The 12,735-nt window shown below is 72.9% G+C and carries 10 protein-coding genes; 5 read left to right on the top strand and 5 right to left on the bottom strand.

Annotated features, from left to right (window positions below):
• Nucleotides 1-30 precede the first annotated feature (30 nt).
• Nucleotides 31-555 carry a PH domain-containing protein gene (locus ACZDYF_RS09510; RefSeq protein ID WP_475055878.1) on the top strand — a complete coding sequence of 175 codons (525 nt, stop codon included), beginning with the start codon at nucleotides 31-33 and terminating at the stop codon, nucleotides 553-555.
• Nucleotides 556-636: 81 nt separating this feature from the next.
• On the opposite strand, the gene ACZDYF_RS09505 is transcribed toward ACZDYF_RS09510, so the two are convergent.
• Nucleotides 637-1,329 carry an MOSC domain-containing protein gene (locus ACZDYF_RS09505; RefSeq protein WP_475055876.1) on the bottom strand — a complete coding sequence of 231 codons (693 nt, stop codon included), beginning with the start codon at nucleotides 1,327-1,329 and terminating at the stop codon, nucleotides 637-639.
• A 128-nt stretch (nucleotides 1,330-1,457) separates the two neighbouring features.
• On the opposite strand from ACZDYF_RS09505, the gene ACZDYF_RS09500 reads away from it, so the two are divergent.
• Nucleotides 1,458-3,002, top strand: coding sequence for an APC family permease (locus tag ACZDYF_RS09500; RefSeq protein WP_191789904.1), 1,545 nt, complete (start codon nucleotides 1,458-1,460; stop codon nucleotides 3,000-3,002).
• Nucleotides 3,003-3,111: 109 nt separating this feature from the next.
• Here the strand turns inward: ACZDYF_RS09500 and ACZDYF_RS09495 are convergent, their stop codons facing one another.
• On the bottom strand, nucleotides 3,112-4,845 hold the full coding sequence (locus ACZDYF_RS09495; protein WP_475055874.1) for a M20/M25/M40 family metallo-hydrolase: 1,734 nt from the start codon (nucleotides 4,843-4,845) through the stop codon (nucleotides 3,112-3,114).
• A gap of 258 nt (nucleotides 4,846-5,103) precedes the next feature.
• Between ACZDYF_RS09495 and ACZDYF_RS09490 the strand changes: the two genes are divergently transcribed.
• Nucleotides 5,104-5,841: an MIP/aquaporin family protein gene (locus tag ACZDYF_RS09490; RefSeq protein WP_138826684.1), complete on the top strand. Its 738-nt coding sequence runs from the start codon at nucleotides 5,104-5,106 to the stop codon at nucleotides 5,839-5,841.
• Nucleotides 5,842-5,877: 36 nt separating this feature from the next.
• On the opposite strand, the gene ACZDYF_RS09485 is transcribed toward ACZDYF_RS09490, so the two are convergent.
• The 3 genes from ACZDYF_RS09485 to ACZDYF_RS09475 all read right to left on the bottom strand — a co-directional run bounded on the left by ACZDYF_RS09485 (nucleotide 5,878) and on the right by ACZDYF_RS09475 (nucleotide 9,908).
• The gene (locus tag ACZDYF_RS09485) at nucleotides 5,878-6,534 is read right to left on the bottom strand and encodes a TetR/AcrR family transcriptional regulator (protein WP_191789905.1); all 657 of its coding nucleotides are present in this window, start codon (nucleotides 6,532-6,534) and stop codon (nucleotides 5,878-5,880) included.
• Nucleotides 6,535-6,556: 22 nt separating this feature from the next.
• Complete coding sequence (locus ACZDYF_RS09480) at nucleotides 6,557-8,875, bottom strand: YhgE/Pip family protein (protein ID WP_475055870.1); 2,319 nt, start codon at nucleotides 8,873-8,875, stop codon at nucleotides 6,557-6,559.
• Between the two features lie 91 nt (nucleotides 8,876-8,966).
• The gene (locus ACZDYF_RS09475; protein ID WP_475055868.1) at nucleotides 8,967-9,908 is read right to left on the bottom strand and encodes an ATP-binding cassette domain-containing protein; all 942 of its coding nucleotides are present in this window, start codon (nucleotides 9,906-9,908) and stop codon (nucleotides 8,967-8,969) included.
• 277 nt (nucleotides 9,909-10,185) lie between these two features.
• On the opposite strand from ACZDYF_RS09475, the gene ACZDYF_RS09470 reads away from it, so the two are divergent.
• Nucleotides 10,186-11,532: an NAD(P)/FAD-dependent oxidoreductase gene (locus tag ACZDYF_RS09470; protein ID WP_475055866.1), complete on the top strand. Its 1,347-nt coding sequence runs from the start codon at nucleotides 10,186-10,188 to the stop codon at nucleotides 11,530-11,532.
• A 199-nt stretch (nucleotides 11,533-11,731) separates the two neighbouring features.
• Nucleotides 11,732-12,646 (top strand): lysylphosphatidylglycerol synthase transmembrane domain-containing protein, encoded by a 915-nt coding sequence (locus ACZDYF_RS09465; RefSeq protein ID WP_191789908.1) that lies wholly within the window; start codon nucleotides 11,732-11,734, stop codon nucleotides 12,644-12,646.
• Nucleotides 12,647-12,735: the final 89 nt, after the last annotated feature.

The following is a 12,735-nucleotide window of genomic DNA, read 5'->3' as shown; positions in this document are numbered from 1 at the left end:
ACACCCACCCGGGGTGGCACGATGCTCCCCATGAGCGTCAACAAGAACCTCGCCGAGGGCGAGACCGTCGTCATGGAGCTGCGGACCCACCCCAAGGCCCTGTTCCTGCCGATCCTGGTCCTGGTCCTGATCGTGGCCGCGGCGACGGCGATCCTCTGGTTCTCCCCCGAGCACCCCGTGATCCTGTGGGGCACGCTCGGCGTGGCGGCGGTCGCGGCGTTCGTGTGGGTCGTCGTGCCGCACCTGCGCTGGCTGACGACCAAGTACACGGTGACGACCAAGCGCCTGTCGACACGCACCGGCATCCTCACGCGCACGGGCCGCGACATCCCGCTCTACCGCATCAACGACGTCACGTACGAGAAGGACCTGGTCGACCGCATGTTCGGCTGCGGGACGCTCATCATCTCGGACGCGACCGCCAAGCCCGGCATGACCCTGCCCGACGTCCCGCACGTCGAGGAGGTCCAGGTCCGGCTGCACGAGCTGCTGTTCGCGGCCGACGACGGCTCGGACGACGGCGAGTGGCCCCCGGCCGAGCCGCGGCGCGCCTGAGCCGTCCGGCCCGTCGCGGTCCGGTGCGCAGCTGAGTGCGTGATTCGCCGGGCGTGTCGCCGCCGAATCACGCACTCAGCGTCAGCGGACGGCGCGCTCGGCGCGCTCCCGCACCTCGTGCGACAACCGGACCTCGCCTGCGGCCTCCGCGTCGAGCAGGCGCTGCGAGACCTCGACCGTCGTGCCCGCGACGCGCGCCCCGAACCAGTCCGCGATGCGCACGCCGTGCGAGGGCCGGTGAACGACCTCGACCGCGTCCCCGGCCCGCACCTCGCCCGGGGTCACGACCCGCAGGTACGCGCCCGTGCGGTTCGCGTCGGTGAACCTCTTGACCCAGCGCTCCTCGCCGAGCCGCCGCGCGAACGTCGAGCACGGCGTGCGCGGCTGCGTGACCTCCAGGACCGCGGTCCCCACCTGCCAGCGCTCACCGATCAGGGCCCCGCTCGCCGCGACGCCGCGCGTGCGGAAGTTCTCCCCGAACAGCCCGGGCGTGACCTCGTAGCCGAGCTCGGCCGACCAGTGGTCGGCGTCCTCCTGCGAGTACGCGTACACGGCCTGCTCCTCGCCGCCGTGGTGCGCGCGGTCGGCCTGGACGTCGGCGTACAGCCCCAGGGGCCGGACCTTGACGGGTCCCTCGACGGGTCGCTTGTCGATCGCGGTCACTCCGACCGGGCCCGCGTCGGGCAGCAGGACGTGCACGCGGCACACCGCGAGGAGCTCGCCGGTCGCGGTGCTCGCGCCGGGTCGGACGGGTTCCGGGGTCGAGAGAGTCACCGGAGGATTCTCCCAGGTCCGCGCACCGCTCCGGCCCGACGGCGTCGCACCGGCGAGTCCGTCCCGTCACCGTGGGCGGCGCGCGCCCCCGCCGCGCGTGTTGGCGACCCGCCGGACAGACTGGTCCGATGGCCAACGGTGTTCTACGACTCAAGTCCGTCGAGGAGTCCCTCGCAGCCCTCGACGACCCGGAACGGTCGCTCAAGCGCGACCTCAACGCCTGGGACCTCGCGGTCATGGGTGTCGCGGTCGCGGTCGGGGCGGGCATCTTCTCGGTCGGCGCGACGGCCGCCGCGAACTTCGCCGGGCCGTCGGTCATCATCTCGTTCGTCATCGCCTCGATCGTGTGCGCGCTCGCCGTCATGTGCTACGCCGAGTTCGCCTCGGCCCTGCCCATCGCGGGCTCGGCCTACACGTTCTCCTACGCGACCATGGGCGAGCTCGTCGCGTGGATCATCGGCTGGGACCTCATCCTGGAGATGCTGCTCGCTGCGTCGGTGATCGCGAAGTTCTGGGGCATCTACCTCGCGGACGCGTTCTCGCTGTTCGGGGTGGACCTGCCGCTGACCATCCCGATCGGTCCCGTGGACCTCGAGTGGGGGCCGGTGTTCATCGTCGCGGTCTTCACGACGCTCCTGGCGATCGGGACCAAGCTCAGCAGCCGCATCAACAGCGTGTTCACGATCATCAAGGTCGCGATCACGCTGTTCGTGATCGTCGTCGGCTTCTTCTACGTCAAGGCCGAGAACTACACGCCGTTCATCCCGCCGTCGCAGCCCGCGCCCGAGAAGTCGGCGCTCGAGCAGCCCCTGTTCGGCTTCCTCACGGGCCTCGAGCCCACGACGTACGGCGTCATGGGCCTGCTCGCGGGCGCGGCGCTCGTGTTCTTCGCGTTCATCGGGTTCGACGTCGTCGCGACCACCGCCGAGGAGGCCAAGGACCCGCAGAAGACCATCCCGAAGGGCATCCTGAGCGGCCTCGCGGTCGTCACGGTCCTCTACATCCTGGTGACGCTCGTCGTCACGGGCATGGTCTCCTACACCGACCTCGCGGCCTCCGAGGATCCCTCCCTGACCACGGCCTTCATCCTGGTGGGCGCCGACTGGGCCGGACGCGTCATCTCGGTCGGCATCCTCATCGGCCTGACCACCGTGATCATGGTGCTGCTCCTGGGGCTCACCCGCGTCATGTTCTCGATGAGCCGCGACGGCCTGCTGCCGCGCGGCGTCTCCAAGACCTCGCACCGCTTCCACACCCCGGTCCGCCTCCAGGTGGGCGCTGGCATCGTGGTCGCGCTCATCGCGGGGCTCGCGCAGGTCGAGCTGCTCGAGGAGATGATCAACATCGGCACGCTGTCGGCGTTCGTGCTCGTGAGCTTCGGCATCCCGATCCTGCGTCGCTCCCGGCCCGACATCCAGCGCGGGTTCCGCGTCCCGTGGTCCCCCGTGCTGCCCATCTTCTCGGGAGTCGCGTGCCTGTGGCTCATGACGAACCTGACGACGCTCACGTGGCTGCGGTTCCTCGTGTGGGTCGTGATCGGGCTCGTGATCTACGCGTCGTTCGGGTACCGGCACAGCCTGCTCTCGAAGCGCAACGTCGCGGCACGCGAGGCGGAGGCGGCCGCAGCGGCCGGCCCACCGGGTTCGCCGGGCGACCCGGCCCCACCGGCCTGACCTCCCCGTGCCCGACGGCGCCCCCTCCTCCGGCGAGAGTCTCACCGGAGGAGGGGGCGCCGTCGTGCACTGCCGCCGAGGTAGAGGCGACCTCGGTCTCACGGCAAGGTCAGCAGGTGAGCGCCGCGTAGTCGAGCGTGTACGTCTCCTGCGAGCCCGTGTCGTCCCACGCCCGCACCGTCACGCTGCCCGCCGCGAGCGACCCTGACCTCGCGCTGAACGACTGGTGCGCGATCTTGTCCGGGTTGACGTGGTTGAACGTCTTCTCGCCGAACGGGGTCGTGATGCGGACGTCGAGCGGTCGGTCCTCGCCGTTGGTCGCGACGACCGACAGCGAGGCCACCTTGCCCGTGCATCGCGCGGTCGCCGACAGCCCCGTCAGCTCGGGGTCGACCGGCGAGACCACGCCGTTGATCGCCGACGTGTCCGCCGCGAGCGACGCCGTGGCGTGTGCGATCGCCTTGGCGTTGATGTCGAGCGCGACCGGGTCGATGTTCTCGATGTCGTCGTTCGCCGAGTGGTAGTTCGGGTCCTGCCAGATCCCCGCCGTGCCGCCGAACAGCGCGACCTCGGCCTCGGTCTTGACGTCGTCGGCGCCCGTGAACAGGCCCGACGCGGGGACGCCGTTCGCGATGAACGCCTGGTAGTCCGAGCGGCCCGAGAACTCCGAGTCGACCCACGCCTGCCCGATCGAGTCGAAGTAGTCCGTGAAGACGTCCTCGGTCTCGGGCGAGCCCGGCGGCACCTCGACCGGCGCCGGATACGTGGACTCGTCGGCGTCGTAGACCCCGATCACGTAGTTGGGCGAGCCCACCATGTCGAAGTTCAGGTAGGTCGCGATCTGGTCGAGCGCGGCCGGGTCGTTCGCGACGAGGTCGTCGACGTAGTGCGTCGACCCGACCAGCCCCACCTCCTCGGCGCCCCACCAGGCGAACCGCACCTGGTTGTCGAGCGGGCCGCCGTGCTCGGCGAGCTGGACCGCGGTCTCGAGGATCGCCGCGGAACCCGACCCGTTGTCGTTGATGCCCGGCCCCTCGGGCACGCCGTCGAGGTGCGCGCCGAGCATGACGACGTTGTCCGCCCGGCCCGTGCCGGTCTCGGCGAGGATGTTGAACGTCGTGTGCGAGACGGTCGACGTCTGGAGCACGTACGTCGCGCTCGTCTGCCCGCCCGCGACCCCCGCGATGATGGCCTGCCCGTCGGCCTGCGTGATGCCGACCGTGGGCACCCACGCGTCGCTGGGCTCGCCGAGCGTCGGGCTGATGGGGCCCGCCGTGTTGTTGTAGATGATGACGGCCGCCGCCCCCGCGGCGGCAGCGTGCTGGACCTTGAGCGAGAAGTTGCAGGCCCCTCGGCTGACCAGGGCGACGCCGCCCGTGGCCGCGACGCCTGCCCACGCGTCGGGCGTGCAGCCCTGCTTGAGGGCGTCCGCCGGCTGGACGACGGGTCCCGTGACGCCTTCCGGCGGGGTGTCGGGCGCGAACTCCGCCGGGAAGACGCTCTGCGTGACCGCGACCCCGCCGGCCGTGAGCGACAGCTCGTCGGTCACGAGGTCCTCGAACGTGAAGTACTGGCGCTCGGGCGTGTACCCGGCGTCGGTCAGGACCTGCTCGACGTACGCGGCGCTCGCCTCGTACCCCGGGGTCTCCAGGGCGCGGTTGCCGCCGTTGGCGTCCGCGATGGCCTGGAACTGCTCGAGGTGCTCCATGACGGCGGCGCCCGTGACGTGGTCCTCGAGCGGCGCGGGTGGTGACGGCGGCGCGGCGGCGGCCGGCGGGACGAACACCGCGGCGAGCCCCAGGCTCAGCGCGGCGACGGACGGGACGATCGGACGTGTTCTCACACTCTTTCTCCTCCACTGGTCTCCCAGCAGCAGACCGCACACTCGACGCGACGCTGCGGGAGTTCGGTTGTCGCGAGCGTACGGGCAAGGGGCGATACGCGACACAGGAACGGTGGGACGCCGAGGGCGACGGGCAGGACCGCCGAAGGTGACGGGACCGACCGCGGCGGGCGACGCCGTCGGGCCCGATCGTGCGAGACCCCGTCTCGCGGGGTGTCGTGCCACCCGCCCGCAGCCCACCCCTGGCAGGGTGTGCGCATGGATCCGGACTACTCCCTGGCGGTGCGTGCCGCGTGCGAGTTCATCGGCACGGCGATACTCATCATCATCGGCAACGGCACGGTCGCGAACGTGCACCTCAAGGGGTCCAAGGGATACGGCGGCGGCTGGAGCCTCATCGCGATGGGGTACGGGTTCGGCGTCATGATCCCGGCGCTGATGTTCGGCGGGATCAGCGGGAACCACATCAACCCGGCGTTCACGATCGGGCTCGCGACGTGGGGCCTGTTCCCGTGGGCCGACGTCGCGCCGTACGTGGTCGCGCAGATGCTCGGGGCCATGGCGGGGCAGCTCGCGATCGTCGCGACCCACAAGCCGTACTACGACCGCACCGAGAACGTCGACGACGTGCTCGCGACCTTCTCGACCGTCAACGCCGCGCACAGCCGCGTCAACGGGTTCGCGAACGAGCTGCTCGGCTCGGTCATCCTGTTCTCGTGCGCCCTGGCGATCGTCAACTCGCCGCTGACCACGACCGAGCCCGGACTCGCGCACATGGCGCTCGGCTTCCTCGTGTGGGCGCTCGTCGCGGGGCTCGGCGGCCCGACCGGTCCGGCGCTCAACCCGGCCCGTGACCTCGGGCCGCGCATCGTGCACGCGCTCCTGCCCCTCAAGCACAAGGGCCCCTCCGACTGGGGCTACGCGTGGGTGCCCGTCGTCGCACCGCTGCTCGCGGGGCTCATCGGGGTGGGTTGCTGGAAGCTGCTGCTGGGCTGAGCCGGGCGGGCACGTCACCCTCGGCGGGGGACGCGCTCAGAGGCCCGCGACCAGCTCCAGCACCGCGGCCAGCACCTCGCCGAACCCGCGCTCGGGCTGGAACACGAGCCACTCGAGCCCCGCGACGAGCGTGGCCCCGAACACCGACGCCGCGAGGAGCGACACGTCGTCCCCGGGGCGTTCCTCGCGCAGCGCGGCCGCGTAGAACTCGATGACGCGCGCACGGATGTGCCCGACCGTCTCCTGCCACTCGCGCCCGACCCGGAAGACCTCGGCCGCGAGGAGCTTGGCGAAGTCGGGGTGGGCGCGGATCTGCTCGAGGAGCGACGCGATGAGCGCCGCGAGCGCCTCCTTGCCCTGCAGCCCTCCGCGGGCCTCGGAGAGCGTGAGGGTGAGGCGTTCGAGCCCGCCCGCGAGCGCGGCCTCGAACACGTCGGACTTGGACCCGAAGTTGTAGTAGACGCTGCCCTTGGCCACGCCCGCGGCGGCCGCGATGTCCTCGACGGACGTGGCGGTGAACCCCTGGTCGGCGATGAGGCTCACGGCGGCGTCGATGATCTGCTGCCGGGTCCCGGCGCGGCGGGCCGCGAAGGCCTGCTCGCGCCGGGTCCCGGCCTCTGCGGTGGCGCCGGGCTCAAGGGGCCCGACGGCGCCCGGTCCATCCGCCGTCGGGTCCGCCTTGGTCGTCGTCATCGTTCGTCCAGCCTCTTCGTCGTCAGATCTCGAGCGCGGGGTGCAGGCGGTCGAGGGTCCAGGTGCGCATGCGGCCCGCACGCCAGGCGCTGATCGCCAGCGACGCTAGCAGCAGCACGCCGAGGTAGACCACCGCGAACCAGAGCCGTCCGTCGACCCCGCCCGTGATCGTCTGGCGCAGGCCGTCGACCGCGTAGCTCATGGGCAGCAGCGGGTGGATGGCCTGGAAGAACGCGGGCGTGGTCTGCACGGGGTAGGTGCCGCCCGAGGACGCGAGCTGCAGCATGAGCAGCGCGAGGATCGCGACCTTGCCCGCGGCCGGGCCGAGCAGCGCCATGAGGGCCTGCTGGAGGGCGAGGAACGTCGCGGCGACAAGCGTCGTGAACGCGAGCGTCCCGAGCGCGTGCGTCATGTCGAGGCCCACGCCCCAGTGGATGACGGCGAGCATCACGGCGACCTGCGCGAACCCGATGCACAGCGCGGGCAGGAACCCGGCGAGCGTGGTCCGCAGGCCCGAGGCGGGCGTCGCGAGGGCCCGCGAGGGCAGCGGGCGCATGAGCAGCCACGTGATGAGCGCTCCCACGAACAGGGCGAGCGGGATGAAGAACGGCGCGAACCCTTCGCCGAAGCCCTCGGCCTCGGCGAGGTCGTGGTCGGCGACGGTCACCGGGGCCGCGATGACGTCGGCGCGCTGCTCGCGCAGGGCGGTGCCGTCGTCGGGGATGGCCTCGGACCCTTCGGCGAGCTTGTCGGTCAGCGTCTGCGCACCGTCGGTGAGCTGCGCGCCGCCGTCGGCGACCTGGGTGGCGCCGTCGGCCAGCGTGCTGGTGCCGTCGGCGAGCGCCCCGGCGCCGGCCGCGGCGGACTGTGCGCCGTCGGCGAGCTGCTGGGCACCCGAGTAGAGGGACGAGGTGCCGGCGGCGAGCGTGCCCGCTCCCGACGCGAGCGAGGCGTTCCCGGCCGCGAGGTCGGAGGCACCGCCGCGCAGGGTCGTGAGGCCGTCGCTCAGGGTCGCGGCCCCGGCGGCCACGCCGTCGACGCCGTCGCGGACGGTCTGCGTGCCCGAGCCCGGGTGGAGCTGCGCGTCGATCTGCGCTGCTCCGGCAGAGGCCGTCCTGAGGCCGGTCGAGAGGGCGGGCAGCCCGGCCGCGACCTGCTTCGAGCCGTCGGCGAGGGCCTGGAGCCCGGCTGCGCTCTTGGCGAGCTCGGCGTCGGACGGGAGCTGGCCGAGGGCCTGCTGGTTCGCGGCCGCGAGCGCCTGCGCCCGGGGGTCGGCCGAGGCGCCGAGCGTCGCGGCGTTCTGCTGGAGCAGCGCGCGGAGCGTGGGGACGCTGCCCGTGAGCGAGGTGACCTGTCCTTGGACCTGCGCGACGCCGTCGGACACCTGCTGGGCGCCTGCGGCGGCCTTGTCGGCCCCGGCCACGAGCCCGTCGGGTGCCGTGAAGCCCGCGACGAGCTTCTGCGAGCCGTCGGCGAGCTGGACCATGCCCGACTGGGTCGTGGCCGCACCGGCCGCGAGGGCCGAGGCGCCGTCGGCGGCGGAGGACGCTCCGGCGGCGAGCTTCGAGGCGCCCGCGCTCGCCGAGGTCGCGCCCTGGGACAGCGCGCCCGCGCCGGTCGCGAGCTTTCCGGCGCCCGCCACGGCGGACCCTGCACCGTCGGCGAGCCGGTCGATCCCGGACGCGAGCGTGCCCGCGCCGTCGGCGGCGGAGGTCGCGCCGTCGGCGACCTGCGTCGCGCCGTCGGTGAGCTGACCGCTCGCGGCGGTGAGGGTGAGCGCGCCGTCGGAGGCCTGCGCGAACCCGTCGCGGGCGCTGCCGAGGCCCACGAGGACCTTGTCGACGGCCTGCGCGCCGATCTCCTCGCGCACCGCGCCCTGGACCTGCGTCATGGCGCTGCGTCCCAGGGTCGTGGCGAGGAACGAGTTCGCGTCGTTGTACGTGACCATGAGCTGCGCGGACTGCGGGTCGTCTCCCGCGGCGCTCGCGATGCCCTCGGAGAAGCCCTCGGGGATGGTCAGCGCGAAGTAGTAGGTGCCGTCCTTGACGCCCTTCTCGGCCTCGGCCGCGTCGACGCGCGCCCACTCGAGGTCGCCCGAGTCGACGAGCGTGGACGTGACCTCCTCGCCCGCGTCGAGGCGTTCACCGTCCACCTCGGTGCCGGTGTCGGCGTTGACGATCGCGACGGGCAGCTTGTCGAGGTTGCCGGTCGGGTCCCAGAAGGCCCAGAGGTACATGGCCCCGTAGAGCAGGGGCACGAAGATCATCGCGCCCACGGCGAGCTTGGGCAGGAGGCCGCGGCGGAACCGCCGCAGTTCCGTACCGGTGGAGGTCCAGGACATCACGAGAGGTGTCTTCCGTTCTGTTCGTGCGAAGGATGGGGCCCGACGGCGGAGCGTGGGCGGGGCGACGACCGTCGCCCGGGGTGGTGGGTCAGGCCGCGACGAGCTGCGGGCCGGTCGCGAGGCGCACGACGTGCGGGGCACGGCCCCAGCGCATCGCGTCGACCTCGCCCGCGGAGGCGACCGAGCCGATCACGGTCACACCCGTGGCCGCGAGGGCTTCGAGGCGTCCCCAGACGATCTGGCGGCGGGCCGAGTCGTGGACCTGGTCGAGGTCGTCGACGACGAGCAGCTCGGGGTCCTGGGCCATGGCGATCGCGATGCGCAGGAGCATGGCGTCGACCTCGTCGAGGTCCCAGACCATGGCGTCGAGCGCAGGCAGCTCGCGGCGCCCGAACACGGGGCGGGCCACGCGCTCGTAGACCTCCTGGGTGACCTTGGGGGTCCGGCGGTACCAGGGCGCGAGCCACGTGAGGCGTTCGCGCACCGAGTCCCCGACCGTGACCGCGTCGTCGAGCTCGTCGATCCCGTGGAAGCCGGCGATCGCGGCGCGGCGCTGGACCGCGGTGCGACGCGCGCGCCGGCCCGTGAGGTTCTCGCCGAGCACGACGAGCCAGCCGTCGGGGGTGTGGTCGGGGGCCATGCGGCCCGCGAGGGTCAGGAGCAGGCTCGACCGGCCGGCCCCCTGCGGGCCTTGGAGGACGACGACCTCGCCGGCCGGGATCTCGAGGTCGACGGGGCCGTAGACGAGGCCGCGCGGGCCGTGGAGCTGGAGGTCGTAGGCGCTGACCGCGTGCGGGGACGTGCCGTCGCCGAGGGGCGGGGTGTCGGGCTCGGCGATCTCGCCGCCGAGCGGGCCGCGCAGGGTCAGGTCGGCGGCGATGTCCGCGGCGGCGAGCTCGCCCTGCGGGAGGTGGGCGGCGCCGTCGGGCCTGCTGACGTTCGCCGCGGTGCCGTGGTCGGGCGCGGTGGTCGGGGCCTGCACGAGGTACGTGGCCTCGTCGCTGCCGTGCCGTGCGACGGGCTGGTTCATGGGGGTTCCTCCGAGAGTTCCAGGTCCGATCACTCTTTTAGACTGACCGGTCAGTTCGAAGTTACGCGCCGGGAACCCTCGTTGTCCACACAGCGTCAGATACCCGGTCCCGTGATCCCCGTCACGCGCGGCCGCCGAGACGGGTCCACCGGACCGAGACGGGCCCTCGCGCCCCGGTCCGGACCACCCACCTCGGGCCGCGCGGCCCGTCTCGCAACCGCCCCCCGGGCGACATACGCTCGTGCCCCGGACCACCCGGCTCATCGGAAGGCACACAGTGAACGACGGCACCGCCGCCCACCCCGCACCCACCGGGGCACCGCTCCCCCACGTCGTCGTCGTGGGCGGCGGGTTCGCAGGCCTCGCGACCGTCAAGGCGCTCGCAGGCGCACCCGTGCGCGTCACGCTGATCGACCGCCGCGTCTACAACACGTTCCAGCCGCTGCTCTACCAGGTGGCCACGGGCGGCCTGAACCCGGGCGACGTCACGTACTTCCTGCGCGCGCTGCGCCTGGGGCAGCGCAACGTGCGCGTGGTCCACGAGCACCTCGTGGGCCTCGACCCGCACACCAAGACGCTGCGCCTGCTCAACGACGAGGAGATCCGCTACGACTACCTCGTGCTGGCCAACGGCGTCACGACGAACTTCTTCGGCACGCCCGGCGCCAAGGAGCACGCGTTCGCGATGTACTCGCGCTCGCAGGCGCTGAAGATCCGCGACACCCTGTTCGTCCGCCTCGAGAAGTCCGCGGCCTCCCCGGGCACCGACGACGGCCTGCGCGTCGTCGTCGTCGGGGGCGGGTCGACCGGCGTCGAGGTCGCGGGCGCCCTCGCCGAGCTCCGCACGCAGGGCCTGGCGCCCGCGTACCCGGAGATCCACGGCGACGCGTTCAGCGTCAAGATCGTCCAGCGCGGCACCGAGCTCATCAAGCCCTTCCCCGCGAAGCTCCGCACGTACGCGGCGCGCGAGCTCCAGCGCCGCGGGGTGGACCTGCACCTGGGCGCGGGCGTCGCCAAGGTCCTGCCCGACGGCGTCGAGCTCACCGACGGCGACTTCATCCGCTCGGACCTCACGATCTGGGCCGCGGGCGTCGCCCCGCACGAGGAGGTCTCGCGCTGGAACCTGCCCCTGGGCGAGGGCGGGCGCATCCGCGTGGGCGACGACCTGCAGGTCGAGGGGTTCCCGGACCACTTCGCGGCGGGAGACGTCGCGGTCTCGCCCGCAGGCCTGCCGCAGCTCGCCCAGCCCGCGATCCAGTCGGGCAAGGTCGTGGGACGCAACATCCGCGCGCTCGTCCAAGGACGCCCGACGACGTCGCTCAAGTACCTCGACAAGGGCACCATGGCCGTCATCGGACGCCGCGCGGCCGTCGCGGACATCGCCGGGAAGCTCCGGCTGACCCGCGGGACCGCGTGGTTGGCGTGGCTGTTCGTGCACATCATGAGCCTCATCGGGCCGCGCAACCGCCTCACGACGCTCGCAGGGCTCGTGACCCGCTACGGCTTCCCGTTCCACCGCCGCCCGGTGCCGATCGTGGGCGACGTCCCGACGGTCCGGCCCCCCAAGGGCTGGGTGCCCGCGGACGGCCCCGCGCCGCTGCCCGAGGTCACGCCGAACGACTGACCGCGCGGTCAACCCGGCCGCCCGGCGCGGGGTCCGGTGCACCGGACCCCGCGCGTCGGTAGGGTCACGGGACGGCCCGCACATCCTCGGCAAGGAGCACGTCATCACGCACGCACCCGACCCCGAGCCCCAGGCCTCGTACCGGGCCCCGGGCCCGCCCCCGAAGCCCACCCGGTCCCCCACGAGCCACGCCCTGCGCGTGCTGGTGTGGTTCGTGCTCATCGGCGGCCTCACGTACGTCGTCATCCCGGAGATCAGCGAGATCCCGCGCATGGGAGAGGCCCTGCGCGACGCCCAGCCGGCGTGGGCGCTCCTGGCCGTGCTCTTCGCCGCGACGGGGTTCTTCGCCGCCGCGGCGTCGCTCGCCGCGTGCTCCCCGAGGCACCTGCCGTTCCTGCGGACCACCCGCGTCCAGCTCGCGAACGCGTTCGCGGGCACCGCGACCCCGGCGAGCGTCGGGTCGCTCGCGCTCAACGTCCGCTACCTGTCGAAGTCCGGGATGAGCACGGCGCTCGCGACGGGCACGGTCGCGCTCCAGAGCATCGTGCAGGTCCTGGTCCACCTCGTGCTCCTGACGGTGCTCGCGCTCGTCGCGGGGCGCAGCATCGACCACCACGTGCCGGGTTGGGCCAGGTGGGCGCTGCTCGCCGCGGCCGTCGCGGTCGTCGTCACGGGGGTCGTGGTGCTCGCGGTGCCGCGGTTCCGGCACGCGGTCCGCACGTACGCGCGTGACGACGTGCTGCCCGCCTTCCGCCAGCTCGGCGGGCTCGCGAAGGACCCGCGTCGGCTCTCCTTCGCGGTCCTGGGCGCGATGGGCACCACGGTCTCCTCGGCCGCGACCCTGTGGGCCTGCCTCCTGGCGCTCGGCGGCGGCAGCGACCCGGTCGCCGCGGCCTTCTCGACCATGGTCGGGCAGACGCTCGCGTCGGCGGCCCCGACGCCGGGCGGTGTGGGCGTGGTCGAGGCCGCGCTCACGGGCGGGCTCGTGAGCTTCGGGATCGCGTCCGCGATCGCCCTGCCCGCGGTCCTGCTCTACCGGCTGATCTCGTGCTGGGTCCCGGTCCTGCTGGGCTGGATCACGCTGCGCCGGCTGCAGCGCGAGGACGTGGTCTGACACGACGACACACTCGACGGGACGGCTCTCGTACCGACACCGCAGGAGCGGGCGAATGTCAAAGCAGGCTTGACGCAATCGATCTGTCA

It is taken from the genome of Oerskovia sp. PE-21s, assembly GCF_056158145.1.
The sequence above is the reverse complement of the archived record's forward strand: the minus strand, read 5'-3'. Positions and strand labels throughout refer to the sequence as shown.

What these genes read in the sequence shown, in the direction of transcription:
- ACZDYF_RS09510 (WP_475055878.1), top strand. Translation starts at nt 31, where the DNA reads ATGAGCGTCAACAAGAACCTCGCCGAGGGCGAGACCGTCGTCATGGAG.
- ACZDYF_RS09500 (WP_191789904.1), top strand. Translation starts at nt 1,458, where the DNA reads ATGGCCAACGGTGTTCTACGACTCAAGTCCGTCGAGGAGTCCCTCGCA.
- ACZDYF_RS09490 (WP_138826684.1), top strand. Translation starts at nt 5,104, where the DNA reads ATGGATCCGGACTACTCCCTGGCGGTGCGTGCCGCGTGCGAGTTCATC.
- ACZDYF_RS09485 (WP_191789905.1), bottom strand. Translation starts at nt 6,534, where the DNA reads ATGACGACGACCAAGGCGGACCCGACGGCGGATGGACCGGGCGCCGTC.
- ACZDYF_RS09480 (WP_475055870.1), bottom strand. Translation starts at nt 8,875, where the DNA reads ATGTCCTGGACCTCCACCGGTACGGAACTGCGGCGGTTCCGCCGCGGC.
- ACZDYF_RS09475 (WP_475055868.1), bottom strand. Translation starts at nt 9,908, where the DNA reads ATGAACCAGCCCGTCGCACGGCACGGCAGCGACGAGGCCACGTACCTC.